General features: G+C 46.3%; 27 protein-coding genes, 1 tRNA gene and 4 pseudogenes. 5 read left to right on the forward strand and 27 right to left on the reverse strand.

The window, feature by feature from the left end; all coding sequences use genetic code 11:
- Positions 1-5: 5 nt before the first annotated feature.
- The 8 genes and pseudogenes from pstS to DXE27_RS00230 form a co-directional block, all read right to left on the reverse strand.
- A pseudogene (gene pstS, locus DXE27_RS00195) lies at positions 6-960 on the reverse strand (phosphate ABC transporter substrate-binding protein PstS).
- Between the two features lie 183 nt (positions 961-1,143).
- The gene (locus DXE27_RS00200) at positions 1,144-1,713 is read right to left on the reverse strand and encodes a M48 family metalloprotease (RefSeq protein WP_128112444.1); all 570 of its coding nucleotides are present in this window, start codon (positions 1,711-1,713) and stop codon (positions 1,144-1,146) included.
- A 6-nt stretch (positions 1,714-1,719) separates the two neighbouring features.
- Positions 1,720-1,863 carry a hypothetical protein gene (locus DXE27_RS00205; RefSeq protein WP_172457084.1) on the reverse strand — a complete coding sequence of 48 codons (144 nt, stop codon included), beginning with the start codon at positions 1,861-1,863 and terminating at the stop codon, positions 1,720-1,722.
- Positions 1,864-1,956: 93 nt separating this feature from the next.
- Positions 1,957-2,046 (reverse strand) — tRNA-Ser (locus tag DXE27_RS00210).
- A 51-nt stretch (positions 2,047-2,097) separates the two neighbouring features.
- Positions 2,098-2,394, reverse strand: coding sequence for a hypothetical protein (locus DXE27_RS00215; RefSeq protein ID WP_128112446.1), 297 nt, complete (start codon positions 2,392-2,394; stop codon positions 2,098-2,100).
- 115 nt (positions 2,395-2,509) lie between these two features.
- Complete coding sequence (gene serS, locus DXE27_RS00220; protein ID WP_128112447.1) at positions 2,510-3,820, reverse strand: serine--tRNA ligase; 1,311 nt, start codon at positions 3,818-3,820, stop codon at positions 2,510-2,512.
- A 27-nt stretch (positions 3,821-3,847) separates the two neighbouring features.
- The gene (locus DXE27_RS00225) at positions 3,848-4,531 is read right to left on the reverse strand and encodes an outer membrane lipoprotein carrier protein LolA (RefSeq protein WP_128112448.1); all 684 of its coding nucleotides are present in this window, start codon (positions 4,529-4,531) and stop codon (positions 3,848-3,850) included.
- Positions 4,532-4,537: 6 nt separating this feature from the next.
- Entirely contained in the window at positions 4,538-6,850 is a 2,313-nt protein-coding gene (locus tag DXE27_RS00230) for a DNA translocase FtsK (protein ID WP_128112449.1), read from the reverse strand.
- Positions 6,851-6,891: 41 nt separating this feature from the next.
- Here DXE27_RS00230 and trxB point away from each other — a divergent pair, with 41 nt between their 5' ends.
- Positions 6,892-7,848 (forward strand): thioredoxin-disulfide reductase, encoded by a 957-nt coding sequence (gene trxB / locus DXE27_RS00235; protein ID WP_128112450.1) that lies wholly within the window; start codon positions 6,892-6,894, stop codon positions 7,846-7,848.
- A gap of 49 nt (positions 7,849-7,897) precedes the next feature.
- Here trxB and DXE27_RS00240 read toward each other — a convergent pair whose 3' ends face one another.
- From DXE27_RS00240 to DXE27_RS00250, 3 genes and pseudogenes are all read right to left on the reverse strand, one after another.
- Positions 7,898-8,239, reverse strand: a complete 342-nt coding sequence (locus tag DXE27_RS00240; protein WP_128112451.1) for a helix-turn-helix domain-containing protein — start codon at positions 8,237-8,239, stop codon at positions 7,898-7,900.
- The gene (locus tag DXE27_RS00245) at positions 8,217-8,495 is read right to left on the reverse strand and encodes a BrnT family toxin (RefSeq protein WP_128112452.1); all 279 of its coding nucleotides are present in this window, start codon (positions 8,493-8,495) and stop codon (positions 8,217-8,219) included. The genes DXE27_RS00240 and DXE27_RS00245 overlap by 23 nt, the downstream gene beginning before the upstream one ends.
- Before the next feature lie 99 nt (positions 8,496-8,594).
- Positions 8,595-10,622: pseudogene (locus tag DXE27_RS00250) on the reverse strand (sodium-translocating pyrophosphatase).
- A 185-nt stretch (positions 10,623-10,807) separates the two neighbouring features.
- Here DXE27_RS00250 and ppa point away from each other — a divergent pair.
- The 3 genes from ppa (at position 10,808) to glnK (ending at position 13,407) form a co-directional block, all read left to right on the forward strand.
- On the forward strand, positions 10,808-11,344 hold the full coding sequence (gene ppa, locus DXE27_RS00255) for an inorganic diphosphatase (RefSeq protein WP_068323609.1): 537 nt from the start codon (positions 10,808-10,810) through the stop codon (positions 11,342-11,344).
- Between the two features lie 35 nt (positions 11,345-11,379).
- A complete protein-coding gene (locus DXE27_RS00260; RefSeq protein WP_128112453.1) occupies positions 11,380-12,999 on the forward strand; it encodes an NAD+ synthase in 1,620 nt (539 codons plus the stop codon).
- 69 nt (positions 13,000-13,068) lie between these two features.
- On the forward strand, positions 13,069-13,407 hold the full coding sequence (gene glnK / locus DXE27_RS00265) for a P-II family nitrogen regulator (RefSeq protein ID WP_068323619.1): 339 nt from the start codon (positions 13,069-13,071) through the stop codon (positions 13,405-13,407).
- Between the two features lie 59 nt (positions 13,408-13,466).
- Here the strand turns inward: glnK and DXE27_RS00270 are convergent, their stop codons facing one another.
- From DXE27_RS00270 to DXE27_RS00275, 3 genes are all read right to left on the reverse strand, one after another.
- Positions 13,467-14,489 carry a helix-turn-helix domain-containing protein gene (locus DXE27_RS00270; RefSeq protein WP_128112454.1) on the reverse strand — a complete coding sequence of 341 codons (1,023 nt, stop codon included), beginning with the start codon at positions 14,487-14,489 and terminating at the stop codon, positions 13,467-13,469.
- A gap of 78 nt (positions 14,490-14,567) precedes the next feature.
- Positions 14,568-14,738 (reverse strand): LuxR C-terminal-related transcriptional regulator, encoded by a 171-nt coding sequence (locus DXE27_RS10195; RefSeq protein ID WP_331852043.1) that lies wholly within the window; start codon positions 14,736-14,738, stop codon positions 14,568-14,570.
- Complete coding sequence (locus DXE27_RS00275; protein WP_197712266.1) at positions 14,739-15,197, reverse strand: response regulator transcription factor; 459 nt, start codon at positions 15,195-15,197, stop codon at positions 14,739-14,741.
- A gap of 229 nt (positions 15,198-15,426) precedes the next feature.
- On the opposite strand from DXE27_RS00275, the gene ilvD reads away from it, so the two are divergent.
- Positions 15,427-17,118 (forward strand): dihydroxy-acid dehydratase, encoded by a 1,692-nt coding sequence (gene ilvD, locus DXE27_RS00280; protein WP_128112455.1) that lies wholly within the window; start codon positions 15,427-15,429, stop codon positions 17,116-17,118.
- A 73-nt stretch (positions 17,119-17,191) separates the two neighbouring features.
- Here the strand turns inward: ilvD and DXE27_RS00285 are convergent, their stop codons facing one another.
- The 13 genes and pseudogenes from DXE27_RS00285 to DXE27_RS00330 form a co-directional block, all read right to left on the reverse strand.
- Positions 17,192-17,680, reverse strand: a complete 489-nt coding sequence (locus tag DXE27_RS00285; RefSeq protein WP_128112456.1) for a copper chaperone PCu(A)C — start codon at positions 17,678-17,680, stop codon at positions 17,192-17,194.
- A gap of 80 nt (positions 17,681-17,760) precedes the next feature.
- The gene (locus DXE27_RS00290; protein ID WP_128112457.1) at positions 17,761-18,348 is read right to left on the reverse strand and encodes a hypothetical protein; all 588 of its coding nucleotides are present in this window, start codon (positions 18,346-18,348) and stop codon (positions 17,761-17,763) included.
- Positions 18,349-18,421: 73 nt separating this feature from the next.
- Entirely contained in the window at positions 18,422-18,799 is a 378-nt protein-coding gene (locus tag DXE27_RS00295; RefSeq protein ID WP_128112458.1) for a DUF2946 family protein, read from the reverse strand.
- Between the two features lie 24 nt (positions 18,800-18,823).
- Positions 18,824-19,057 (reverse strand): hypothetical protein, encoded by a 234-nt coding sequence (locus DXE27_RS00300; RefSeq protein WP_128112459.1) that lies wholly within the window; start codon positions 19,055-19,057, stop codon positions 18,824-18,826.
- Between the two features lie 8 nt (positions 19,058-19,065).
- On the reverse strand, positions 19,066-19,242 hold the full coding sequence (locus DXE27_RS08885) for a hypothetical protein (RefSeq protein WP_172457086.1): 177 nt from the start codon (positions 19,240-19,242) through the stop codon (positions 19,066-19,068).
- A 68-nt stretch (positions 19,243-19,310) separates the two neighbouring features.
- Complete coding sequence (locus tag DXE27_RS00305; RefSeq protein ID WP_231969574.1) at positions 19,311-20,819, reverse strand: TonB-dependent receptor; 1,509 nt, start codon at positions 20,817-20,819, stop codon at positions 19,311-19,313.
- A 36-nt stretch (positions 20,820-20,855) separates the two neighbouring features.
- Positions 20,856-21,287, reverse strand: a complete 432-nt coding sequence (locus DXE27_RS09435) for a TonB-dependent receptor (protein WP_231969575.1) — start codon at positions 21,285-21,287, stop codon at positions 20,856-20,858.
- A 12-nt stretch (positions 21,288-21,299) separates the two neighbouring features.
- A complete protein-coding gene (locus DXE27_RS00310; RefSeq protein ID WP_128112460.1) occupies positions 21,300-21,710 on the reverse strand; it encodes a copper uptake system-associated protein in 411 nt (136 codons plus the stop codon).
- 90 nt (positions 21,711-21,800) lie between these two features.
- Positions 21,801-21,968 carry a hypothetical protein gene (locus DXE27_RS08890; RefSeq protein WP_172457087.1) on the reverse strand — a complete coding sequence of 56 codons (168 nt, stop codon included), beginning with the start codon at positions 21,966-21,968 and terminating at the stop codon, positions 21,801-21,803.
- Positions 21,969-22,200: 232 nt separating this feature from the next.
- Positions 22,201-22,422: a DUF2946 family protein gene (locus DXE27_RS09000; protein WP_197712267.1), complete on the reverse strand. Its 222-nt coding sequence runs from the start codon at positions 22,420-22,422 to the stop codon at positions 22,201-22,203.
- A 93-nt stretch (positions 22,423-22,515) separates the two neighbouring features.
- A pseudogene (locus DXE27_RS00320) lies at positions 22,516-24,022 on the reverse strand (tripartite tricarboxylate transporter permease).
- A gap of 70 nt (positions 24,023-24,092) precedes the next feature.
- Entirely contained in the window at positions 24,093-24,596 is a 504-nt protein-coding gene (locus tag DXE27_RS00325; RefSeq protein ID WP_231969576.1) for a tripartite tricarboxylate transporter TctB family protein, read from the reverse strand.
- 83 nt (positions 24,597-24,679) lie between these two features.
- Positions 24,680-25,685: pseudogene (locus DXE27_RS00330) on the reverse strand (Bug family tripartite tricarboxylate transporter substrate binding protein).
- Positions 25,686-25,799: the final 114 nt, after the last annotated feature.

Consider the following 25,799-nt stretch of genomic DNA (forward strand, 5'->3'; position numbering starts at 1 on the left):
TCGACTTACTTAGCCTTAATCTTTGACCATACATTCTTGCGAATGTAGTCAGTAGTTGAATCTGGCATTGGCACGTAATCGAGATCTTCGGCCATCTTCTTGCCATCCTTAAAGGCAAAGTCGAAGAATTTCAATACTTCAGCTGCATTTGCCTTGTTGTCCGGATCTTTGTACATCAAGATGAAAGATGCGCCAGTGATAGGCCATGACTTTGCACCGGATGCATTCGTGATAAAGGTACCCATGCCTGGGACTTTAGACCAATCTGTACCGGCAGCAGCGGCTGCAAAAGTAAGATCGTCGGGAGCAACAAACTGACCATCTTTGTTTTTCAAAGAAATAAAAGTCATTTTGTTTTTCTTGGCATAAGCGTACTCAACATAGCCAACAGAGTTTTTGACCCGTGAAACGTTAGCAGCTACACCCTCATTGCCTTTGCCCCCTACTGTAGAAGCCGCTGGCCACTTGACTGAAGCACCAGAGCCCACAGAGTCTTTAAACATCGAGCTTGTCTTCGCCAAATAGTCCGCAAAGATCACTGTTGTGCCAGAACCATCAGCGCGCACTACTACGGTAATTGGGCTACTAGGAATCTTTACACCAGGATTCATGATTGCGATACGCTTGTCGCCCCAATCAGAAATAACACCCTGGAAAATATCAGCCAATGTTGGCCCATCTAACTTAATTAATCTCACCTGGCTTCACACCTTCAACGTTAATCACTGGAACCACACCCCCAATAATTGCTGGGAACTGAACCAAGCCGTCCTTTTCTAGGTCGTCAAACTTCACCGGATTATCAGTAGCACCAAAATCAACTGTTTTAGCTTTGATCTGTTTAATGCCACCGGAAGATCCAATGGATTGGTAATTTAAGTTAGAGCCAGTTTTCGCTTTATAGGCTTCTGCCCACTTTGCATATACAGGGTAAGGAAATGTGGCGCCGGCACCAGTCATGTCGGCAGCAAATACCAAATACGCCACTACTTGAAGCTACAACTGCAATCGAAATGGCGCCATTCAGTAACGCTGTTTTCAAAAGAGATCTCATGTATCTATCCTCAATAATCATCGCAAAAATACGATATTTAGACGATACGTGGGGAATATGACACTTTTATGACAGCCTAAATGGTGGTTTTATTGGACGCATGAAGAATTTGCCTCGGCTTGACTAAAATCTTGTGAATTTTTGAGTCTTTCATCATTTCCGGGGTGGGTTGAAAGGAAAGCTAATGCCGGGCCTTGCCCTAAGGCATTCATTTTTTCTGCAAATCGATAGCTTCCACAGGGGGAATAGCCTGCCTTTAAAGCCAGCCTCATGCCAAATTTATCAGCATCACGCTCATCATCCCTGCTATAGGACAGCCCTGCACCCTTAACCGCATTTCCCACCAGGAGCCCGCTAAAGGGGATGAAATAGCTAGAAATTGCCCCCAAAGCCTGACTGGCCACTCCAATAGCAACATCCCTATTTTTGGCGCAATCCGGTTGGGTATGACCCAAATGATGATGTCCCAACTCATGGCCAAAAACTGCGGCAATCACATCGGGATCATCGCCAAATTGGCGCATAAATCCATTGGTAAACACAATGCAATATTGCCCATTTTGCAGGCTTGCAAAAGCATTAATATCATCACTCTCTGAAAAGCCCACAACAAATTTAACTGGGCTTACTTTGGCAATTTTTCCTCGTATGACCGCCAAATTTCGCTAAGCGCTTGGGTCAATCCCATTCAATGAGCCACTTGAGATTGGCCTTCCGGTTTCTTGCTTTGCGGCCGTATTCCACCAAACTTCATTTGGAACCTGAATAACATCTTCACGATCGGACTTCTTGCTTGAGCACGCAAACAAAAAGGTGCTTAAGAGCACTAACCCTAGCGCATGCTGAATTCTCAAATGCATCTTGATCCAATGAAAGTGGTTTTCTCAATCAGACTATTGAATTGGCGGAGAGGGTGGGATTCGAACCCACGGTAGGTTTGACCCTACGCCGCATTTCGAGTGCGGTACATTCGACCACTCTGCCACCTCTCCGGTGTATCTAGGATAAAACTTAAATATTGATCCTGCTTAAAGATCTTCTATCTATTGATCGCAAACGCCTGTCATCAGCAGCGAGCCAGAGAAGAATCCAAAAGGCTTCTTACCGTCTTTTGCAAAACCCTCAATACTCAAATAGTCTACAAATGCGCCATTCTTACCTGCGGCATTTTTCTTCCAAATGACTTTATAAGGATTACTCTCACCTCCAGAGGCTATGACCATTGGCTTCCCCAAGGAGTCCATCACATCCCCAATCACTTCTCCGGTTTTCTTGACTACCGCAAACTCTTGACCCACCCTAGGACTATCTTGAGCAATGGTGAGCTCAGCACCACGCATCGATAGGTTTTTTCAGTAGCAAAAGCACCTGGAGAAATTGATGCCGAGCAAATCAAGATTAAGAATAATGAAAGCTTATTCATTTGAGTAAATCTGCTTTTCACTTACCAAGAGATTAAATTGGCTTTAGCACTGCTAAGCCACCCAAATAGGGTTGCAATGCTTTAGGAATAGCAATGCTGCCATCTACTTGCTGCTTGTTTTCAAGCAATGCAACCAATGCTCTACCCACCGCAAGACCTGAGCCATTTAAGGTGTGAACCAATTCTGGTTTACCTTGCCCAGCTTTGAATCTTGCTTGCATTCTTCTTGCCTGGAAATCACCCATGCTTGAGCAAGAGCTAATTTCTCGGTAAGCATGCTGTGATGGCACCCACACTTCTAAGTCGTAGGTCTTGGTGCTACCAAAACCCATATCACCAGTGCAGAGCAATACTTTTCTATATGGCAACTCGAGCAATTCCAAAATACGTTCTGCATGACCGGTTAACTCTTCCAGCGCTTGCATGGAGTGTTCTGGTTTAGTGATTTGAACTAACTCCACTTTGTCGAACTGGTGTTGACGAATCATGCCGCGTACATCACGGCCATAGCTACCCGCTTCTGAGCGGAAGCATGGTGTATGAGCTACAAATTTCATTGGCAAGCTATCAGCATTCACGATTTCATCGCGAACCAAATTGGTTACCGGCACTTCTGCTGTTGGAATCAGGTAGAAGTTTTCAGTTTTTGCTTCGCCACCCTCGTCTTCACCACCCATCTGACGCGGAACTTTGAATAAGTCTTCTTCAAACTTCGGTAATTGGCCAGTGCCACGCATTGAGGCAGCGTTCACCATATAAGGCGCATAGACCTCTTGATAGTCATGCTTTGTGGCATGGGTATCGATCATGAACTGCGCCAAGGCGCGGTGCAATCTTGCGATTGGTCCCTTAAGCACTACAAAGCGTGAGCCGCTAATCTTTGCCGCCACTTCAAAGTCGAGCCCTAATGGACTGCCAAGGTCAACGTGATCTTTGATCTCAAAATCAAAAATAGGTTGCTCACCCCAACGCTTTACTTCTTTGTTCTCGGTTTCATCTTTACCTGCTGGCACAGATTCATCCGGAAGATTGGGGATACCCATTAAGAAATCAGAAATCTCTGCTTGAAGGGTGCTTAGTCTTGCTGCACCAGATTCCATATCCGCATTTACTTGCGCAACCTCAGCCATCTCGGCAGAAGCATCTTCGCCCTTGTCTTTTTTCATACCAATGGCTTTAGACAACTGATTGCGTTTTGCTTGCAATTCTTCGGTGCGGGTTTGCAGTGATTTGCGCTCAGCTTCTAATGTATTGAATTTCTCAACATCAAGCTGGAATTTACGAGTAGCTAAACGTGCAGCAACTGCAGCGATATCTTTACGGAGTAATTGCGGATCAATCATATGTAGCTTTGGTTAGGTATATGGGCTCTAGTTTAAGCGCAAGACTTCTGCCCCGGCGGGCGGATTGAAAGTAAAGCGATTGGCAGGCAAATTCACATTGAGCTGGATCTTATCTAGGGTAACAAGCACTACACTACCCAATCCATCGGTAAGTTCAAGGGCTTTAGGCAAACCGTTGGCCATGCCAATCGAAATCTTGGTGTACGGTAAATCATTTTTACCTTTGGCATTAGGGTCTTTTTTAGGCGTTAGAGCTACCCACTTCATACCCAATCGCTCTTCCCCATCCACCAGATCGAAGTGCTGATCTAACGAACTCTCACCAAAGAGAATTGCTGCTGGAGTTGATGCCAATGCTTGTCCAGCTGGACGAAAGGTTGCTTGATTTAAATCCTTATCCCACAGAATGAGTTGTTTGCCATCAGCGATGAGCTTTTGCTCAAATGGTTTTTGCGTATCCCAAATAAAATGGCCGGGACGCTGAAACACAAAATGACCTTGGGTTTGGCGCACTACTTTTAAACCTTTATCTTGCGGCTCATTTGCTTTAGGTGCGCGTAACTGCTGCTGCACAAAATCGCCTTCAGCTGTTTTTGAGCTGCGTACGAACTGATGCAATTGCTCTGAACCACCCTCCGTTTGAGATAGAGCGGCATTTGAAAATAAGATGCTGACAATACTGAGGATTGCTGCTATGAGAACTCTTGGCATGGAACCTTACTCCGAAGGGCGATGCAAAATCTCGCGATTGCCGCCATTACCCATCTTCGATACGAGACCAGCCTTTTCCATATCCTCTAATAAGCGTGCTGCGCGGTTATAGCCAATGCGCAAGTGACGCTGCACTAATGAGATGGATGGGCGCTTGTTTTCCAAAACAATGGCAACAGCCTGGTCATAGAGTGGATCAGCTTCACCGCCGCTCTCGCCAGTTAAGGCATCAACATTAGATTCATCAGCACCTTCTAATACACCATCGATGTAATTGGCTTCGCCCTTCTCTTTGAGCCACTCCACAACGCGATGCACTTCATCATCGGATACGAATGCGCCATGCACACGAACTGGTAAGCCGGTACCTGGTGCCATATAAAGCATATCGCCCATACCCAGCAGCGCTTCCGCGCCCTGCTGATCCAAAATCGTACGACTGTCGATCTTAGAGCTCACTTGGAATGAAATACGGGTTGGTACGTTTGCTTTGATCAAGCCAGTAATGACGTCCACGCTTGGACGCTGTGTTGCCAATACCAAATGAATGCCTGCAGCACGAGCCTTTTGTGCAATACGCGCAATCAACTCTTCGATCTTCTTGCCAGAAACCATCATCAAGTCAGCTAACTCATCGATCACGATGACGATCACTGGTGCTTTATAGATTGGCTCTGGATCATCCGGAGTCAAGCTAAATGGATTGGTGAGCTTCTCACCTTTTTCTTCTGCTTCTGCAATCTTCTTGTTAAAGCCAGCTAAGTTACGCACTCCAAACTTACTCATGAGTTTGTAGCGACGCTCCATCTCATTTACCGCCCAGTTAAGGGCGTTGTAAGCTTGCTTCATGTCAGTCACTACTGGACATAACAAGTGTGGAATTTTGTCGTAGATTGCCATCTCGAGCATCTTCGGATCAATCATGATCAGGCGCACTTCGTCAGGCTTCGCCTTAAAGAGCAAAGACAGGATCATGGCATTAATACCAACGGACTTACCAGCACCAGTGGTACCCGCAACCAAGCAGTGAGGCATCTTGGCTAAGTCAGCCACCATCGGGCTACCGGAGATGTCTTTACCTAGAGCCAGAGTCAATAATGAGTGATTGTCGTTGTAGACCTGTGACGTCAGGATCTCCGACAGGTAAACCGATTGACGTGTTGGGTTTGGTAATTCCAGAGCCATGCAGGTCTTGCCGGGAATCGTTTCAACAACACGCATACTCACTACGCCCAGCGAACGCGCTAAGTCGCGTGAGAGATTCACAATCTGACTACCCTTCACGCCCACTGCTGGGTCAATCTCATAACGAGTAACCACTGGACCAGGGTATGCAGCAATCACAGTTACCTGAACATTAAATTCTGCCAACTTACGCTCAATTAAGCGCGAAGTAAATTCCAATACATCGGCAGAGATCGTTTCTTTTGCTTCAGGCACTGGATCGAGCAATGCGAGTGGCGGCAATTCTGAATCCGGAATATCCACAAATAACGGTTGCTGCTTTTCACGTTCAACGCGAGCACTCGTAGGAATCTCCACTGGTGCGCGCACAATTTGTACAGGAGCGGCAACTTCAACACGACCGTGGAACTCTTCCACAAACTCTTCACGCTCTTCCGCAGCAGCTTCACCCAACTTGCGATCTTCTTCGACATCGCGACGTTCGCGAATACGGTGATAAGTCACCTCCAAGAATCGACCTACTTTCTCAGCAACATCGAGCCAAGAAAAATGCAAAAAGAGGGATAAGCCAGCACATAGGCCAAATAGGAGAACTAAGGTTGCCCCAGTAAAACCGAGGGACATTTGCAAGGGATCGCCAATCAACTCACCCAGAATGCCTCCAGGAGGCCTAGGAAGCTGCCAGGACAACGAATGCATCCGAATGGACTCAATACCCATACTGCAGACCAGTGTCAGGCCAAAGCCTAACCAGCGCATTAATAAGGAATCAGGCTTAGCGTCCGGTTCTGGGGGCAATGGAATACTCCAAAGCTCCTTCCAGCCATCGAGGACACGGCACCCAAATAGAACCACCCACCAAAAGGCAGATATTCCGAAGATATAGAGCATTAAATCGGCTAAATAAGCTCCAAAACGGCCACCCAAGTTCTTTGGGGCCTCAAAACTGGCGTTTGACCAGGCTGGATCGGCCTTGGTATAGGTCAGCAAGATGGCAAATAAGCCCAGGCAAAGGCCTAGGGAGATGAACCAGCGGGCCTCCAGAAGCAAACGGGGCATTCTGCCCTGCCCGCTGTTATCGGGGGGCTCGGGACTCATTGGAGTCTTGGACTTCGGGTATGCGGTTCTAGCCATGTTCTACCGATTGTAAACAAGCAAAATTCTATAATTTGCTTATGACTACAAATACCCCAAAACACTCCAAAGTTCTAATCCTCGGATCTGGCCCTGCTGGCTATACAGCAGCTGTCTACGCTGCCCGTGCCAATTTAAACCCTACCCTCATTACGGGACTGGCTCAAGGCGGTCAATTGATGACCACCACTGACGTGGAAAACTGGCCTGCAGATGCGGATGGCGTTCAAGGCCCAGAACTCATGGACCGCTTTTTAAAGCATGCTGAGCGCTTTAATACTGAAATCATTTTTGACCACATTCATACTGCAGCCTTAAAAGAAAAACCAATTCGCTTAGTTGGCGACTCTGGTACTTACACCTGCGATGCATTAATTATTTGTATTGGTGCCTCCGCTCAATACATTGGTCTACCAAGCGAAGAAGCATTTATGGGTCGCGGTGTTTCTGGTTGCGCAACTTGTGATGGTTTCTTCTACCGCAATCAAGACGTCTGCGTAGTTGGTGGCGGCAACACTGCTGTTGAAGAAGCGCTTTACCTCACCGGTATCGCCAAAAAAGTTACCGTGATTCATCGTCGCGATAAATTCCGTGCAGAGCCAATTCTCAATGACCGCTTAATGGCTAAAGTAGCTGAAGGCAAAGTGGAGCTCAAACTGAACTCCACTTTAGATGAAGTTCTCGGCGATGAAACAGGCGTTACTGGTGTGCGTATCAAGAAACAAGATGGCAGCACCGAAGATCTAGCTGTCACTGGCGCCTTCATTGCGATTGGCCACAAGCCGAACACCGAACTCTTTGTTGGTCAGCTTGACATGAGTAACGGCTACCTCAAGACCCATTCTGGCCTTGAAGGCAATGCTACCGCCACCAACATCCCTGGCGTGTTTGCTGCTGGCGACGTACAAGACCACATCTACCGTCAAGCCATTACTAGTGCCGGCACAGGCTGTATGGCTGCATTAGATGCACAGCGTTACTTGGAAACTCTGGAATAAGTTTTGCAAGCTCATTTGCTTTCTTTTTATTTGAGGTTTCTGAGGTTTCTTATACGCTTAGGGCCAGTAAAGCTACCTCAGGCGCACGATCCAATATTTTTAGCAGCGCTTTTGCTGCGCCTGTTGGACTTCTTTTTCCCTGCTCCCAATTTCGAATAGTTTCCAAGGAAACTTCTATGCGATTTGAGAACTCTTGTTGAGATAAGCCACTCCGTTCACGAACTCGCTTTGCATATTTTGCGGCATCTTGCATGGCCTCGTCATCGTCTTGCTGTTGGTGTAGCTTTATGAGACGCTCAGAAGTTGCATCTAATAGCTTCTTATTTACAACCCCCTTGGGGAAGCTTTTAGGGTTATTTAGATCAACGCTAACTCGTACTATTTTTTTCATATCGCTTGACCTCCCTGTTGTTAGCTTTCCTTGCTGAAATAATTCTGATGGCCTTAACTCTTCTAGTGAACACAACTACGAAGACCCTTTTATCAATTGCTCCTATTGCGCGATAACGCTCTTCCCCGTAATCCCATCTTTGGTCATGCTCAATAACTATCGCAGGATCTTTAAAAATTGATATCACATATGCAAAATCAAAATTTCGAGAGGTCTGGCCTGAGTTACTTTTAGCCAAATCCCATTCAAAATCCATTAACCCTATAGTAGGCCATTGGCCTACTATAGTCAAGCGATTTCAAAATTAAAAACGCCTAGCAATGCTAGGCGTTTTTGTTTGTTGCGGTTTTATTACTTAACGTGAGATCACTGGCAAGAGTGGCACGATGAGCAATGCCACGATGTTGATGATCTTAATCAGTGGGTTTACTGCAGGACCAGCAGTATCTTTGTAAGGGTCACCTACAGTGTCGCCAGTTACTGCAGCTTTATGCGCTTCAGAACCTTTGCCACCGAAGTTACCTTCTTCGATATATTTCTTCGCATTATCCCAAGCACCGCCGCCAGTACACATCGAGATCGCCACAAATAAACCAGTCACGATCGTGCCCATCAGCAAGCCACCCAAAGCAGCAGGTCCAAGCAAGAGGCCAACAATGATTGGTGCAACTACTGGCAAGAGTAAAGGAACAATCATCTCTTTGATTGCTGCAGAAGTCAGCATATCCACTGCTTTGCCGTACTCAGGCTTGGAAGTGCCCTCCATAATTCCGGGAATATCACGGAACTGGCGACGAACCTCCTCCACTACCGCACCAGCACAACGACCAACCGCTTCCATCGCCATCGCGCCAAACAAGTAAGGAATCATGCCGCCAATAAAGAGACCAATAATCACCATATGGTTAGATAAGTCAAACGACACTTGCTGGCCAATACTCTCTAAAGCGTGCGTGTAGTCAGCAAAGAGTACGAGAGATGCCAAACCAGCTGAGCCAATGGCATAGCCTTTGGTTACTGCTTTTGTAGTGTTGCCAACCGCATCTAATGGATCGGTAATGTCGCGTACAGATTGTGGCAAGCCAGCCATCTCTGCAATACCACCGGCGTTATCTGTAATTGGGCCATAGGCATCCAGCGCAACGACGATACCTGCCATTGACAACATTGCTGTTGCTGCAATTGCAATGCCATACAAACCAGCTAACACGCAGCAAAAATCGCTGCACATACAAACAGAACTGAATAGGCAGTGGACTTCATTGAAATGCCTAAGCCAGCAATGATGTTTGTGCCGTGACCTTTAGTAGATGCTTCAGCAATGTGTTGCACTGGTTTGAACTGGGTACCGGTGTAGTACTCGGTAATCCACACCAAACCTGCTGTGAGCAATAAACCTACCACTGTTGATCCAAACAAACGCCATTGGCTACCAGGGATACCCAAAGCATCATCAGGCATGATGAAGTTGGTTACAAAGTAGAAGGCTACAAGTGACAAGCCACCAGCAATGATCAAACCTTTATACAAAGCAGGCATCACGTTTCTCATACCAGGTGTTACCTTAACAAATGAACAGCCAATGATCGAGGCAATGATAGAAACACCACCGAGAACCAATGGATAGATGATTGCAGCTACTGGCGCACCAGCCACCATTAAAGATCCTAAGACCATGGTTGCAATAAGTGTCACCGCATATGTTTCAAATAAGTCTGCTGCCATACCTGCGCAGTCACCAACGTTATCACCGACGTTATCTGCAATCACAGCAGGGTTGCGTGGGTCATCTTCCGGAATGCCTGCTTCGACCTTACCGACCAAGTCAGCGCCAACGTCAGCACCCTTAGTGAAGATGCCGCCGCCCAATCGAGCGAAGATCGAAATCAATGAAGATCCGAATGCCAAACCAATTAATGGATGCAATACAGAGGAGAGGCCCTGTCCTGCTCCAATGGATACGAGAAACATAAAGAACAAACCAACACCCAGGAGGCCAAGTCCAACTACCAACATACCGGTAATGGCGCCACCTTTCCTTGGTTGCTGCTTCAGCTGTACGCACGTTTGCGCGCACTGAAACATTCATACCGATGAAACCACAAGCACCAGATAGAACGGCGCCAATCACAAATCCAATGGCAGTTGCAAAATCAAGGAAGAGCGCCATGAGAATGGTCAGAACTACCCCAACCACAGCAATCGTTTTATATTGGCGCGACAAATATGCTGCCGCACCCTGCTGAATTGCCTCGGCAATTTCTTGCATCTTGGCATTGCCCGTGCTTTGCTTCAAGATCCAGCCACGCATCACAAAACCGTAAATTACGGCTATGACACCGCACGCCAAGGCAAAATACAAGCCTAAAGTGACACTACTCATGCTTGAACTCCCCAAAGTTAATCATTTATTAATCTTTATTGAATTGCATATCCTGCACTTAGGTAGACCCGGTTCCCGAAAGCTTTAAACTATATGGTCTTTAAGCTGCACCAGTATGTAACAGAAACACCCCTGCACCCCCTATTAAGGATCACGGTATTTACTAATCATTATTCGGAGTATTTATGAGTCTCGACAAAGTCAAGCCAGGTAAAAAGATCCCTGAAAGCTTCAACGTCATTATTGAAATCCCTATGAACGCGGATCCAATCAAGTATGAAGTGGACAAAGAGAGTGGCGCAATTTTCGTTGACCGTTTTATGGGTACTGCAATGCACTATCCATGTAACTATGGCTACATCAATAAAACGATCGCCGGTGATGGCGACCCTGTTGACGTTCTCGTGATTACTCCATTCCCACTCATTCCAGGCGTTGTTGTAAGTTGCCGCGCTATTGGTGTTTTGCAAATGGAAGATGAAGGCGGTCAAGACGCTAAATTGTTGGCTGTGCCTGAAGACAAAATTTTGCCGATCTATACACACTGGCAGAAACCAGAAGACATCAACCCATTGCGTTTAAATCAAATCCAACACTTCTTCGAGCACTACAAAGATCTCGAGCCAGGTAAATGGGTAAAAGTTAAAGGTTGGGGCGGTGTTGCTGAAGCCCATCAAGAAATTCTTGAAGGCATCGATCGCTACAACAAAGAGAATAAGTAATTTTTTAAATTATTGATAAGGCTTTGTGAATCGGAGTGAGCGCACAGAAAATTGCCCTAGCCCAAATCAACCCTTTATTGGGTGATCTGGCTGGCAACGCGCAACTCATTCACAAAGCCGCTCTGGATGCCTTTAATCAAGGCGCCAAACTCGTAGTAACCCCTGAGCTTTCGCTCACAGGCTATCCCCCAGAAGACTTATTACTCTGCCCTGCTTTTATTGAAGCGGCGCAGCTGCAGCTTGAACTTCTAATGAAAGAGCTGGCGCAGCATTCTGATCTGACGGTCATCGTTGGCCATCCCAAACAAACATCGCAGGGCCTGCAAAACTACGCATCCGTTTTACAAAACGGCAAGGTGATTGCAGGCTATGCAAAACAAGAGTTACCTAATCATGAGTTATTTGACGAAGTGCGTTACTTCGTCCCTGGCAATCAAGCCTGTGTGTTTGAGTGTGAAGGTATTCGCTACGGATTAATTTTGTGTGAGGATGCATGGCATCCTGGTCCGGCCATGCAAGCTCATGCAGCAGGCGCACAAGTATTGCTCGTTCCAAACGCCTCACCCTACCACCTGAAAAAAGAAGCTCTTCGCATTGAAGTGCTGCGCGGTCATATTGCAAAAACAAAGATGCCATTGGTTTATGTGAATGCGGTTGGCGGTCAGGATGAATTAGTTTTTGATGGCGGCTCATTTGCTTTAAATAGCAAAGGTGAGGTGGTGATGGCCATGCCTCAGTTTGAAACTGGCTTAGGCATGGTTGCCATATCCCCATCGGGTGAGCTGGAAAAGGGATTAATCACCCCACCCCAATCGGTTGAAGCACAGGCCTACCAAGCTCTGGTTTTGGGTGTACGCGACTATGTCAACAAGAACCGCTTCCCTGGCGTGATCATTGGCTTATCCGGGGGCGTAGATTCTGCGCTGGTTCTTGCAATTGCTGTAGACGCTTTAGGCGCCGACAAAGTTCGCGCCATCATGATGGCCTCGCGTTATACCGCAGATATCTCCTGGATCGATGCGCGTGAGATGGCCCAAAATTTAGGCGTGCAATACGACGAGATTCCGATCAGTGGACCAGTCGATGCATTAGAAGCTTCTTTGGCCGAACAATTTGCCGGTTTAAAAGTAGATGCTACCGAAGAGAATATTCAGGCACGCGTGCGTGGCACCCTGCTGATGGCCCTCTCCAATAAAACAGGTCGTCTGGTTTTAACTACCGGTAATAAGAGTGAAATGGCGGTGGGTTACTGCACCTTGTATGGTGATATGGCGGGCGGCTTTGCGGTGATTAAGGATATTGCCAAGACTTTGGTGTATCGCTTATGCGCTTATCGCAATAGTATTCAGGCAGTAATACCGGAGCGCATCTTGACTCGCGCACCTTCCGCAGAATTACGCCCAGACCAAAAAGACCAAGACAGCCTGCCTTCTTACGAAGTGTTGGATGGCATTGTCGAGCGTTACATGGAGCAAAACCAATCGATCGCCCAGATTATTGCCGCAGGCTTTGATTCTGAAAGCGTAGAAAAAGTAACTCGACTCATTAAGCTAAATGAATACAAGCGTCGTCAGGCCCCTCCGGGCGTCCGCGTGACTACCCGAGCCTTTGGCCGAGACTGGCGCTATCCAATTACGTCACAATTTAGAGCTTAGACTGTTTGGAAGGCCAAATTTGGCGGTTCTTGCCAGTTCTAGGTATGATTACTGCATTAGGGGGAATAAATGAAATTAATTACATCCATCATTAAGCCGTTCAAACTCGATGAAGTCCGTGAATCACTGGCAGAAGTTGGCGTTACCGGCCTTACCGTTACTGAAGTAAAGGGTTTTGGCCGTCAAAAGGGGCATACCGAGCTCTATCGTGGCGCTGAATACGTAGTCGACTTTTTACCTAAAGTAAAAGTGGAAGCTGTTGTGGCGGATGACCGTGTAGAAGCGGCTATTGAAGCCATTACTAAAGCTGCTCGCACAGGGAAAATTGGTGACGGAAAAATTTTCGTTACGGCAGTTGAGCAAGTCATTCGTATTCGCACAGGCGAAACTGATAACGCAGCAGTGTAATAACTGATTTAACGCACCAAGAAAACGCAGCGGCTTAAAGGCCGCTGTTTTTATTTGGGTTAACGCAGTTGAGAATCTGAAGATGCTGGGGCAGCAGGCTGAGCGATTTCAGCTGGCTCCAGAACAATAGTTTTGCCGCCAGTGTTTCCAAGGCGAACCTTAGCTCCCTGATAAAACAAGTCGACTTGATTTAAGCCACCAGTTAAAACCTTGAGAGGTGGCTTACCGTAAACACTAATATCAACACCAGGCTCTAATTGTTTTGTTTGAGTCTTACCTGTCGCATCCACTACGCAAACCGTTTGAGCGGTCTTGGATTGTAAGAACACCATGTCACCCGCTTTCTTGGGCGCATCTGGCTTGTAACTAATCGCTGAAGAATCCGCAGCTGGGCACTCAGTTGATACGGCAGCAGGGGCTGCGGCCACCGGAGCCGCTACTGGAGCTGGGCTTGGCGGCGTTGCCGCTTCAGGCTTCGCTTCGGGCTCAGGTTCTTTGATCACTTCCTCCACAACCACGATTTCTTCTTTAGGCGGCTCAGGGAAAAACAGTGGACGTAAATTGACTACTGAGAATACTAGCGCTGCAGCAATACCCAAAATAAGCAAGAGCTTCTTCTTAGGGTCTGCACGCTTTGTTGTCCTTGAGCTATCGAGGGAACCGATAGGCTCGAGAGTTTTCATTAGGGCAACTTGCTCTGGCTGACTCTCTACTTTTTTTTGTCTCCCCCGCCTTTGATGGCTTCGCTTTTTTTCTGGGGCTACTTCTTTGCTCACTTCAGGATTCTTTGTTTTTTCAGAATCGTTTACTTTTTCTGGTGCGCTTTTTGGGGCTGGAATGACTTCACCAAAATCAAAAACATCTTCTTCTTTTAACTTCAGTAAGCCGGCAACTTTTTTGGCCGCAGTCACTTTAACTTGGGCACCATAAAAACTACTGCTTTCGCCATTCTCAATCTGCTCTATTTGGCGAACGGATAGACAGGCCATGCCAGACAAATCTTTGGTGCTTAGCCCAAGATCCTCTCTTGCCTTAGTAAAGACTTCTTTACGAATCTCAGGAAGTTTGACTGGCTTATTCACGAAGCAGCTATGGTCTCAGGTTGAAATAACATAAGTGATAGTAATCCCAAAATGGTACGTGAGTAATTCGCGTTGCGGCTAATGATTTAAAGGGTGACTTTCTAAGTCTGACTCGAGGCACTTCTTCATCAATACTTGCACTGAGTCAGCATGCATTTTGTCCATCACCCTAGCCTTGTGAACCTTAATAGTAGCGTCAGTAGTACCCAATTTGACAGCAATATCTTTATTTAAGAGCCCCTTGACCAACTAGCCGCACACTTCACGCTCTCTTGGGGTCAGGCTTTCGTAATCCTTTTTGGCCTCCACATCCAGGGAGACACGCTTTAACTGACGGCTATCAAAGTCAATTGCATCAGCAACTGCTTTTAATAGCTCTTCCAGGTTGAAGGGTTTGAATAAGAAATCTACCGCCCCCTTCTTCAGGCCCTGAACGATCTGATGGGGGTGACTTTGGCCACTGACGAAAATAATGGGAGTCTTGCGACCGAGTTTTAGGAGTTTTTCCTGCAGATCCAAGCCGGTCATATCCGGCATTTGCATATCCAAAAGGATCACCGACGGGGAGACTGGGACCGATTTCTCCAGAAAAATCGTTGCTGAGGCGTAATCCTCGACTAAATAGCCGAGTTCACGCAACATCCTGGATAGGGAAATGCGCATGGACTCATCATCATCAATTAGGTATATGTGGCCGACTTTAGTCATTGAATTCAAAGGAAAAAGTGTTCGATGAGCTAATGTACTGTAAGACGTTTCTACAAGCTATTAGCTACGTAGCTAATAATTACTACTTAAATCAACAAATTCATCACTATTTTGTATTGCACCGCAACATTAAACACCCGCTCACCCTTCCAATTCAAGATGCCATGCAATAGGCATCTCACGGCACAATAGAGCCTGTCAAAAATAAACCTTTTCTGGAGTAATAAGCATGAAACGTCTCAATGAACGCTCGCGCATGGTCACCGAAGGAGTTGCACGCGCACCTAACCGTTCAATGTATTACGCAATGGGTTACGAAGAAAAGGATTTCGTAAAGCCAATGGTTGGCGTGGCTAACGGCCATTCAACCATTACTCCTTGCAATAGCGGCCTACAAAAATTAGCAGATGCTGCTGTTTCCGCACTCGAGGGTGCTGGCGCAAAAGCACAGATGTTTGGTACGCCAACTGTTTCCGATGGCATCGGCATGGGCACCGAAGGCATGAAGTATTCCCTCGTGTCACGCGAAGTGATTGCTGACAGTATTGAAACTTGTGTGAATGGCTTGTGGCAAGACGGCGTTGTGGTGATTGGTGGTTGCGATAAAAATATGCCAGGCGGCATGATGGCTTTGGCGCGCACTAACGTACCTGGCATCTATGTATACGGCGGCACAATTAAGCCGGGTCATTTCAAAGGAAAAGCTCTCAATATTGTTTCTGCATTTGAAGCGGTTGGCGAATTTACTTCTGGTCGCATGAGCGAAGAAGATCTTAAAGGCGTTGAGCAGCATGCGTGTCCAGGTAGCGGATCCTGTGGTGGCATGTACACAGCCAACACCATGAGTTCAGCCTTTGAAGCCCTAGGCATGAGCCTTCCCTATTCTTCTACGATGGCTAATGAAGATGCAGAAAAAGTAGCTAGCGCACATGATTCTGCAATCGTATTAGTTGAGGCAATTAAAAAGAATCTACGTCCATGCGACATCATCACCAAAAAGTCTATTGAGAACGCAGTGAGCGTCATCATGGCGGTTGGTGGCTCTACAAACGCTGTGTTGCACCTCTTGGCGATTACTAGCGCCGCTGAAATCGATTGGACGATTGATGACTTTGAACGTATTCGTAAGCGCGTTCCTGTCATCGTGGATATGAAACCATCTGGCACATATCTGGCTACCGATTTACATCAAGCTGGCGGCATCCCACAGGTGATGAGGGTTTTGCTTGACGGCGGATTGCTCCACGGCGATTGCATGACTATCACCGGCAAAACCATTGCTGAAGTATTGAAAGATGTTCCATCTGTGCCACGCGCAGACCAGAAAGTCATTCGCACTTTAGACAATCCTTTGTATAAGCAAGGTCACTTGGCCATTCTCAAAGGCAACATCTCTCCTGAGGGTTGTGTTGCCAAGATTACTGGCCTCAAGAACCCATCCATTACTGGCCCAGCACGCGTCTTTGATTCTGAAGATGATGCAATGGCAGCAATCATGGCGCAAAAGATTAAAGATGGTGACATCGTGGTCATTCGCTATGAAGGCCCTAAAGGCGGTCCTGGTATGCGTGAGATGCTTGCCCCTACATCTGCCCTGGTTGGCCAAGGTTTAGGAGAGTCTGTAGGCCTCATTACCGATGGTCGCTTCTCTGGTGGCACCTGGGGCATGGTTGTTGGTCACGTAGCTCCAGAAGCTTATGTCGGCGGCACAATCGCTCTCATTAATGAAGGCGACTCAGTCACGATCGATGCGCATAAGCTACTCATTCAGCTGAACGTAGACGAAGCGGAAATTGCAAAACGTCGCGCAGCCTGGAAGCAACCCAAGCCACGCTATACCCGTGGTCTGCTAGCAAAATATGCAAGCCTTGCAAGTAGTGCTAGTAAAGGCGCGGTAACTGATTTAGATTTAAAAATCTAAACTGTTTCGCCCAAGAAAAAGCCCCTAGCAAAAACTAGGGGCTTTTTTATTACTTCAGCATTGCCAACAAATCTTAATGCTTCATCGCTCCACCATGGCCAGCGCCTGGGTTACCCATCGCATTCACAGGCATTTTTACTTCTACTTCGCCAGCTTTAGCAAATTTGAGTTTGACTGGAACAGTTTCACCAGCCGTTAATGGCGCCTTAATGTTCATAAACATGAGGTGCAAGCCGCCTGGCTTCAACTCCACAGCGCCCCCAGCAGGCACAGCGATATCTTTTACCTGACGCATTTTCATGACATTGCCATCCATTGCCATTTCATGGAGCTGCACCTCACCAGCAACCGGTGAGCTTGCGGATACCAATTGATCAGCAGCGCCTTTGTTTTCGATCTTCATAAAGCCGCCTGCTACCTGCTGCCCCGGAACCGTAGCTCGCGTATAAGCATTCTCAATTTGCACGCCACCTACTTTAGCGTTTTGCGCATTTACCAAACCACCAAAACCAAAGCCAATTGCTGTGATCAACAATGCTTTTAATAAAGTATTACTTTTCATTCTTACCCCTCCTATTTAAATTCAATTTTCAACCAAACCTTATTACCCTACTTTAACTCGATCCTAGAAAAACAGCCTGCTTATGCCGCCAGTCTATCGTAATAACTATGAGAGTTACCGCGCTGAAAGATGCCTCTCTTGCTAGCTAGCTCACCCTTTAAAACCTCCAAGCGCTCATCAATCATGGCATAGACCGGCCTGAGAGATTTAGCTTGCTCTGACAATAAGCTGCTGAGCTCTCTTTTAGAAAAAGCACTCATGCCAGCAGTACCCATCAAAGCAAAGATGCCTGTGCCTAGCAGGCGCTTGTATTTTTCAATGTCATTAATCTTTTTATGCAGAATAGCCAAATCCTTTAAATGCCCCCTGCCCAGCTTTTGGGGGACATATCCAAGATAGCGATCATCAAAGCTCTGAATAAAGGCATTATCCGTAGGTAAATCTTTGGGAAGCTTAACAACAAATGCCCTTCTAGAGGATTGGTTGATCCAGATATAGCGAATTAACTCTACGCAAGAGTAACGATCAATAGGCTTACGCGACGGAAACTGATTGTCGCAATAGTGGCCTTCTATCTGCTCCGCTGGCAGCAACACTTCCTGTGAAACCTTAGAAATAATCTGTTTTGCTGTGGCCCCATTTTCAGGCCGCTCAATAATGGCGTACATAAATACCTTCCTCATAAATCAACGGCAATCATTCTTGCCAAATGACATAGCCAAGCCATGTCAACTCAGTGATTTAGGATTCGGTAGGTGGTGCTCTAGAAGGAATTCTGACCCATGCAGAAAGTATCTGAGGGGCTTGATAAGTGGATAGCGATTGAGTGACATAGCGTTGTGGTGCTGCAAACTCAAATGCGCCAATACTGGGCAATAAATAGGTTGGCTGGACTACGCAGTATGGGCAGTGGCTGCCCATTGCGAGCGATGAAGAAGAATCTTCACCCCCAATGACCTGGGTCATTTTGATGCCGTTGCTAGAACATATCTCAATCACAAAGCCTTGGCCATTGCTAGCCAAAGATAAAGCCTGTGAAACGGCTGGCGCAAGTGCACTCAGCAAGATAGCTAAAGCAGCTATCCAGTGAACGAACTTGCGGTGCCTAATGAAATGCATTTTCAGAAATCAAACTATTTTTAATTACCAGCTCATTGTCTTAGTGCCGTCTTTGAACAAGGCATCGCCAGTTACTTTAGGACTTCCCAGTTTTACGCCAGAGATCAAATCAGCCTCAGTGAAACCGGCTTGCTTTAAGCACATTGGACACATGATGACTAAAGCGCCACTAGAAATCACTTCAGACAGCGCTTGCTGTTGATCGGAAAATTTTGAAGGCCCAGCCTTTACACCTAACATCACAGCCTTGTCATTCAAGAAAATAGTTAATGGATGACCGTTTGTCGAGTGTGATGTTTACCAAAATTAATTGCCATGCTTGCACGATGCATTTCATCAGTCGAGAGATTGATGAATAAAGGATCATTTGGGCCGGCTAGCGCTGATAAAGATAGACTTGCCAAAGCTGCAACGAATACGACTCTAAGTGACTTCAAGAACATATACTTCTCCAAAAAAATAAATACGTTAATAATTTTCGTGACTTTAAATCTTTATCTCTTGATATACATCAAAAGCTAGCTGATAAACCAACTGACCCCCAGGTTCCTGGCATTGGGTAACCTTGGCGGTAGCCGTATTGCTGATTGAAGATGTTTTCCACCATCACAAATACCTCGCCCTTCTTGTCTAACTCTGGGATGGGATATGCAATCCTCGCATTCGCAACACCAAAGCCATCAATTCTGGTGGTGTTGGTAAAAGCTGCATTTCGACTAAGGTTTTGCGCATAGAAAGAACTTTGATACTGCGCATCCACAGAAACACGGAACTTATACGCATAGCCAGTAATCGCCGCATTAAATGCGTTTTGTGGCATGTAAGGAAGGCTTGTCGTGCTGTTGTTGTTGAGATAGGTCCAACCCAAGAAGCCAGTGACTTCAGGAATGATTTCACACTGACCGGAGAGCTCGATACCTTTGGTGGTGTATTGACCCACAGTTACCCAATTCACTATCGGAGCGGTTTCAGTAAAGGTATAGCGATTAGAAATCGTGTCCTGAAACAAACTCATATCAACCCTCGATTTCTTGTCCGGGTAAAACTTATCACCCACTTCTAAGTGGTTCATTTCTTCAGGCGAGAGATTGGCCCAAGAGTTGTTAGCGGTAGCGCCAAATCGTTTTGCCCGGACCGCATTGGCAGCATTCATGGCTGGACCCTCTAAACCGGGATAGTTAATACCTTTAGAGGCATTAGCAAACAGAGTTACCGTATCAGAAATTAATGAGATACCGCCATATGGAGCGGTCTTAGCGGCATAGTAATTATTTTGGTAGGTTCTTACGCCTGCTGATGGCTGTAAAGTCCAGGCATCACCCATCCTAAAACCATGACTCAAGCCAACGTAAGGGGAAGTTAGTTTGAATGTTGGAAGATTTGTTTTAACTGTGGGCGGGTTTACTGGCGTGGGATCGCCAGGGAAAAATGGAAACCCTGCAGCTGGACTAGTCTGGGTCACGCTTCCGTAGGTAGTGTCGTAATCCAATCCAGCCACCAAATTACCGCCAGACCATGGGGCGATGTTTTCTTTCCAGCGAAAGCCTTGCATGGTGAATGGGTTATTTTCTGTACCCCAACCACCTTGACCATTCTCATTATTAATATTTCCTTTACCAGTATTGCTATAGAAACGGAATTCACCTTCGACTAAGTCGTAGCGATGCTTAAGGTAAGCAGTGACCATTTGCGCAGCAGAATCATAGGTTGGCGCAATTTCAGGGGTAGGAAGCGTATTGTTACCAGGATCAGAGGCAGTATTGTTAATTGCCATACCACTTACGCCAACAGACCAATTTTGATCTAACTTAAATCCTAAGCCGCCCATGATGTTGCTTAATTGGCCGCTAGCATTTGCTCTTTGGCCATTGGATTTAGAAAAACCTTGGGCAACATTGAAATCAACATCGTTATAACGACCGGCCATATCTACCTGTTCAATCACGGTATTATATGAACCATAAGAAACGCGGGCATTACCTGATGCGCCGTTCCCAGGGCCAGCTGTCTTCGTATTCATATTGATAGATGCGAAGTTATTACCCGTTACTTGTGGCTACGCGCTCTTATAGATTGTGATGTCTTTCATGCCGTTGACTGGCAGCAAATCAAGCAATGCATGATTCCAAATCGGCATATACACTGGAACGTTATCGATATAGGTCTTTATCTCGCTACCAGGACGACTCAGACCCATACCTCGAATAAATACTGACCCGCCTTCCGCTCCACCAAAAGAGCCAACTGGGTTGTAACGTGATATTTGAGTTCCCGGGGTATTACGCAATGCTGAGGCTAAGTCTGCTGCATGCAAATCGCGAATTGTTTCGTCGGTAATGACTGCTGAGGTGCTTGAGAATTTATCAATTTCAATCTCAGCAATATCGGGTTTGGCAGTAACAACCAAGTGAGGCACCGTTTGCGCATATGCTTGGCTTGCCAGCAAGAGTGATGCGGCAAAAGCTAATTTAGTTTTTTTGAGTTTCATACGTATTCCGAATTAATGTTTTGTATTGGGCGAGTGTTTGGCATCGTGAACCATATTCACAACGCCATCAAAAGAATCAAACTGTTTTATTTGCTGGGGGCTAAGCTTGGCTTCAGCATCTTTGAGTTTTGCGATGATATTGGTCGCGATCTCCTTAGAGATACCAATTGCGGCAATCCCCTCCGGATCTTTAAGGCCAGAACCGCCACAGGCAATGATTTCCCACTCGCCATGCTTTCTACGCAGCAGTGCACGACCGCCCTTCTGGCATTGAGTCCAATCCGCAATGGCAACCTTGCCCTCAATCACAATAGGACTGGTTTTAACTTTTAAGTTAGGCTGATCAAAGGACTTAGAAATAAGTGTTTTGATCTTTTCTTGGCTTACTTCATTGGTTTGAGAATGGGCTAGCACGACCTGCATAGGAAAGACCAGCAATTGCCATCACTAGGCAAATAATGTAAGCCTGAAAGCGGTTTCCGCGAAAGAAGCTCATTTTATTTATCTGCCGCATCATTTCTGGCCCATCGCAATAGGCGTGAGCACAAACTGGGCACTACTCAACGGAGTATGCGTATTCATTGCACTCGAAATAATGAGGTAGCTGGTATATAAAAGCCAAATGGCAACGCCCATATACACGCGCTTTAGGCGTAGTGAAACTTTTTCAGATAAAAACATGTACTTCTCCACACAACATGACTGCAACCACAGATTGACTAGGTTGCTAACTACATAGCTAAGCTATGCCCTAAAAAGATTTAGGCTTGTGTAGGAGGAGCTGCTGAGGGAGATGTTACCCAAACTGCGAGTGGTTTAGGTGATTGATAGAAAAGCTGTGGCAGCAAAGCTAAAGTTTGCGGCGCTTGGAATTTGAGATTGGTATTGAATGCTGGTGTGATGCTATTTTGAGCTAAGCAATAAGGGGGCATGGTTGAGCTTGTTCTGCCGCTTCCTGCTCATCACCCTGCACTTGAATCTGAATCTTATTACCGTCAGTAGAACAAATCTCCATGGCAAACCCTTGGCCGTGCTGAGCAAGCGATATCGCTTGGGAAACAGCTGGCGCAAGCGCACTCATTGCGTTTGCAAATGCGGCAACCCAATGAATGAGGCGGTTTTTATGGAAATTCATGATGGGAGAATTTTATCGGAATTTTCTCTTGAGCATGAAAAAAGGGGCTTACGCCCCTTTTTCCTTTGAAATCGCTATTGCTAGCGTGATTTCTTATGCAGCAGCAGCTTTTTTCTTGCCCACAATCTTGCCAATCAATGGCCAGAAGAGGAGGAGCAAAGCGATGGATGAGATTCCAGCCACTAAGTAGTTGGAGAAGAATACATCTAAGCTACCCTGAGAAATCAACATCGATTGACGGAAGGAGTCTTCTGCACGATCGCCCAATACCAAAGCCAAGACCATTGGAGCCATTGGGTAACCCAACTTCTTAAAGACATATCCGAGGATACCGAAGCCAAGCATCAACCAAACATCAAATGTAGCGTTATGCGCTGTGTAAGCACCAACCGCACAAATCACGATGATGGCTGGTGCAATGATTGAGAATGGAATTCTCAAGATCGATGCGAACAAAGGCACGCAAGTTAATACAACAAACAAGCCAGCCAAGTTACCCAAGTACATACTTGCGATCAAGCCCCAAACAAAGTCTGGCTTCTCAACGAAGAGCAATGGGCCAGGTTGTAAACCCCAAATCAACAAGCCACCGAGCAATACCGCCGCTGTTGGTGAACCCGGAATACCCAGGGACAACATTGGGAGAAGTGCTGAAGTACCAGCAGCGTGAGCCGCTGTCTCCGGAGCAACAATACCTTCCATTTGACCTGTACCAAACTTATCGCCATCCTTAGATACGCGCTTAGCAACGCCGTACGCCATAAATGATGCTGGTGTTGCGCCGCCTGGAGTAATACCCATCCAGCAACCAATCAAGCAGCTACGTAATGAGGTGGCCCAGTACCCAGTATTTAGGTAATTGTTTCCAAGTTTCCAAAACCACTTTGCCACGGATCTTCGCTGCCGCACCCTGGAATGCCAAGCCTTCTTCCATTGACAGAAGAATCTCGCCAATACCAAACAAGCCGATCACCGCGATCAAGAAGTCAAAGCCGCGCATCAACTCTGGGTTGCCGAATGTCAAGCGCAATTGGCCGGTAACGGTATCCATGCCTACGGTTGCCAAAGCAAAGCCGAGCATCATTGCTGAAATGGTTTTGAATGGCGAACCTTTATTCATACCCACAAAGCTACAGAAGGTCAGCAAGTAAGCCGAGAAGAATTCAGGTGGGCCAAATTGCAAGGCAAACTTAGCAACCAATGGCGCCAAGAAGGTAATCATCACAATCGCCACAAACGCACCAACAAATAATGATGTGAAAGCAGCAGTCAATGCTTCACCAGCCTTGCCGTTACGAGCCATTGGATAACCATCAAAGGTTGTCGCAACAGACCAAGGCTCGCCAGGGATATTAAAGAGCACGGATGTAATCGCGCCACCGAATAACGCGCCCCAGTAAATGCAGGAGAGCATGATGATGGCTGATGTTGGCGGCATTGTGAAGGTTAATGGCAATAGAATCGCAATTCCGTTTGCGCCACCAAGACCGGGCAATACACCAATGATCACACCGAGAGTTACACCAACTAGCATGAGCAATAAATTAAAGGGTGTCATTGCAACGGCAAAGCCGCTGAATAGAGCGTTAATTTCTTCCAACTTGAACTCTTTTTTTTAATCTTTTTTAATAGTTATTCTTTTTTATTGCACACCCAAGAACGCGAGCGGGTTAAACCAGGAGCCATGTGGCAACGGTACTTGGAACCAGAACTCGAACATGAGGTACAGGGCAACGCTCACCCCTACCTACTGAGACTGCAATAGCTTTCCACAGCGGATATTTACCGAGCCACACCATGAAGATGGCGATGTAAAACACTGAGGAGACATAAATTCCGATTAACTGAACGCCAAGAACAAAAACAATCGCCGGCAATAAAACAGCCATCACTTGCTTGAATGACTCTCTATCAACAAAAGACTCTGTTTTCTTTTTCTTATTAACGATTGCAGCCTGATAAAGCGTCACAGTGCTCGAGAGCGTGATGATCAAACTGATATAGAATGGGAAATAGTCAGCCTCAGGGCCATCGCTACCCCAGCTGGCGCCTAACTTAAGGCTGCCCACCATTACTGTGAGGCCAATCGCAAGGAACACGATTGCGGTAATGATATCCATCGCTCTTACGCTAATGACGGAGTCTTGATTTGAGTTATTTGTATGTTCAGACATTTTTTATTTTTAATAAAGTTGATTAATGCGCTTACTTAAAAAATAGGACCCCCTACTGGAGGCCCTATCTTGTTCTAACAAAATTACTTAGCTAAGAATCCTGCTTCGGACATCAATTGCTTATGCAAAGCTTCATTCAATGTGAGCCAGTTTCTAAATTCTTTACCGGTCATGAATGTTTGATTGAATGCACCATCAGCCATGAACTTCTTCCACTCTGGAGTAAGCGCGAACTTTCTTGAACAAGTCGATGTAGAAATCCACTTGCTCTTGAGTTACACCAGGAGCCATAAAGATGCCGCGCAACATAACGTAGTCAGTTGGAACGCCAGCTTCTTTACAAGTTGGTACGTCATACCATGATTGAGTATCAGCAACCTTCTCTTTGTATGGCCTACGTGTGTCATCAAATACGCACAATGCACGCAACTTACCGGCACGCCATTGAGCTACCGCTTCAATTGGATTGTTCACTGATGAATCAACGTGGTTACCAACGAGCTGAACAGCAACGTCGCCTCCCCCTTTAAATGGGATATAGGCGAACTTAGCACCCGTTGCTTTTTCAATCGCTACGGTAATGATTTGGTCTTCAGACTTTGAACCTGTACCGCCCATCTTGAATTTACCTGGACCTGCGGCTTTAGCAGCGTCAATATATTCTTTGGCAGTCTTGTATGGCTTATCTGCGTTATCCCACAAAACAAATTGGTCAAGTGCCAACATCGCTACCGGAGTGATGTCTTGCCAGTTGAATGGCACACCAGTTGCCAATGGAGTGGTAAACAAATTAGAAAGAGTAATAACGATCTTGTTTGGATCACCCTTGGCTTCTTTCATTGCCAAGAAACCTTCAGCACCAGCGCCCGCTCCCTTGTTGACAGGAATGATTGCTTGCTTCATTAAATTGTTTTTAGTGATGATCCCCTGGATCATGCGGGCCATTTGGTCAGCGCCGCCGCCAGGACCGGCAGGAATAATGAACTCAACAGGCTTGTTTGGCTCCCATGCAGCAAATGCAGGTGAGGCACCAACTACACCGAGGGCTAAAGCGGTGGAAATCAAAGCCCCTTTTAACTTCATCTTCATAAACGTATGTCTCCAAAAATGGTTTGCCAATTTAATCTTGGCTTATCTAATGTGAGAGTGATTTTTAAACAAGATGCGCAAGCAGAACTTGACTGCCATCAATAATTTCAAAAT

Source organism: Polynucleobacter necessarius (assembly GCF_900096755.1).
GTDB classification, from domain to species: domain Bacteria; phylum Pseudomonadota; class Gammaproteobacteria; order Burkholderiales; family Burkholderiaceae; genus Polynucleobacter; species Polynucleobacter necessarius_K.

Coding starts and splice junctions, on each gene's coding strand:
- DXE27_RS00215 (WP_128112446.1), bottom strand. CDS start 2,394: ATGCGTGGTGCTGAGCTCACCATTGCTCAAGATAGTCCTAGGGTGGGT.
- serS (WP_128112447.1), bottom strand. CDS start 3,820: ATGATTGATCCGCAATTACTCCGTAAAGATATCGCTGCAGTTGCTGCA.
- DXE27_RS00225 (WP_128112448.1), bottom strand. CDS start 4,531: ATGCCAAGAGTTCTCATAGCAGCAATCCTCAGTATTGTCAGCATCTTA.
- DXE27_RS00230 (WP_128112449.1), bottom strand. CDS start 6,850: ATGGCTAGAACCGCATACCCGAAGTCCAAGACTCCAATGAGTCCCGAG.
- trxB (WP_128112450.1), top strand. CDS start 6,892: ATGACTACAAATACCCCAAAACACTCCAAAGTTCTAATCCTCGGATCT.
- DXE27_RS00240 (WP_128112451.1), bottom strand. CDS start 8,239: ATGAAAAAAATAGTACGAGTTAGCGTTGATCTAAATAACCCTAAAAGC.
- DXE27_RS00245 (WP_128112452.1), bottom strand. CDS start 8,495: ATGGATTTTGAATGGGATTTGGCTAAAAGTAACTCAGGCCAGACCTCT.
- ppa (WP_068323609.1), top strand. CDS start 10,808: ATGAGTCTCGACAAAGTCAAGCCAGGTAAAAAGATCCCTGAAAGCTTC.
- glnK (WP_068323619.1), top strand. CDS start 13,069: ATGAAATTAATTACATCCATCATTAAGCCGTTCAAACTCGATGAAGTC.
- DXE27_RS00275 (WP_197712266.1), bottom strand. CDS start 15,197: ATGACTAAAGTCGGCCACATATACCTAATTGATGATGATGAGTCCATG.
- ilvD (WP_128112455.1), top strand. CDS start 15,427: ATGAAACGTCTCAATGAACGCTCGCGCATGGTCACCGAAGGAGTTGCA.
- DXE27_RS00285 (WP_128112456.1), bottom strand. CDS start 17,680: ATGAAAAGTAATACTTTATTAAAAGCATTGTTGATCACAGCAATTGGC.
- DXE27_RS00290 (WP_128112457.1), bottom strand. CDS start 18,348: ATGTACGCCATTATTGAGCGGCCTGAAAATGGGGCCACAGCAAAACAG.
- DXE27_RS00295 (WP_128112458.1), bottom strand. CDS start 18,799: ATGCATTTCATTAGGCACCGCAAGTTCGTTCACTGGATAGCTGCTTTA.
- DXE27_RS08885 (WP_172457086.1), bottom strand. CDS start 19,242: ATGTTCTTGAAGTCACTTAGAGTCGTATTCGTTGCAGCTTTGGCAAGT.
- DXE27_RS00305 (WP_231969574.1), bottom strand. CDS start 20,819: ATGAATACGAAGACAGCTGGCCCTGGGAACGGCGCATCAGGTAATGCC.
- DXE27_RS09435 (WP_231969575.1), bottom strand. CDS start 21,287: ATGAAACTCAAAAAAACTAAATTAGCTTTTGCCGCATCACTCTTGCTG.
- DXE27_RS00310 (WP_128112460.1), bottom strand. CDS start 21,710: ATGCAGGTCGTGCTAGCCCATTCTCAAACCAATGAAGTAAGCCAAGAA.
- DXE27_RS08890 (WP_172457087.1), bottom strand. CDS start 21,968: ATGTTTTTATCTGAAAAAGTTTCACTACGCCTAAAGCGCGTGTATATG.
- DXE27_RS09000 (WP_197712267.1), bottom strand. CDS start 22,422: ATGAATTTCCATAAAAACCGCCTCATTCATTGGGTTGCCGCATTTGCA.
- DXE27_RS00325 (WP_231969576.1), bottom strand. CDS start 24,596: ATGTCTGAACATACAAATAACTCAAATCAAGACTCCGTCATTAGCGTA.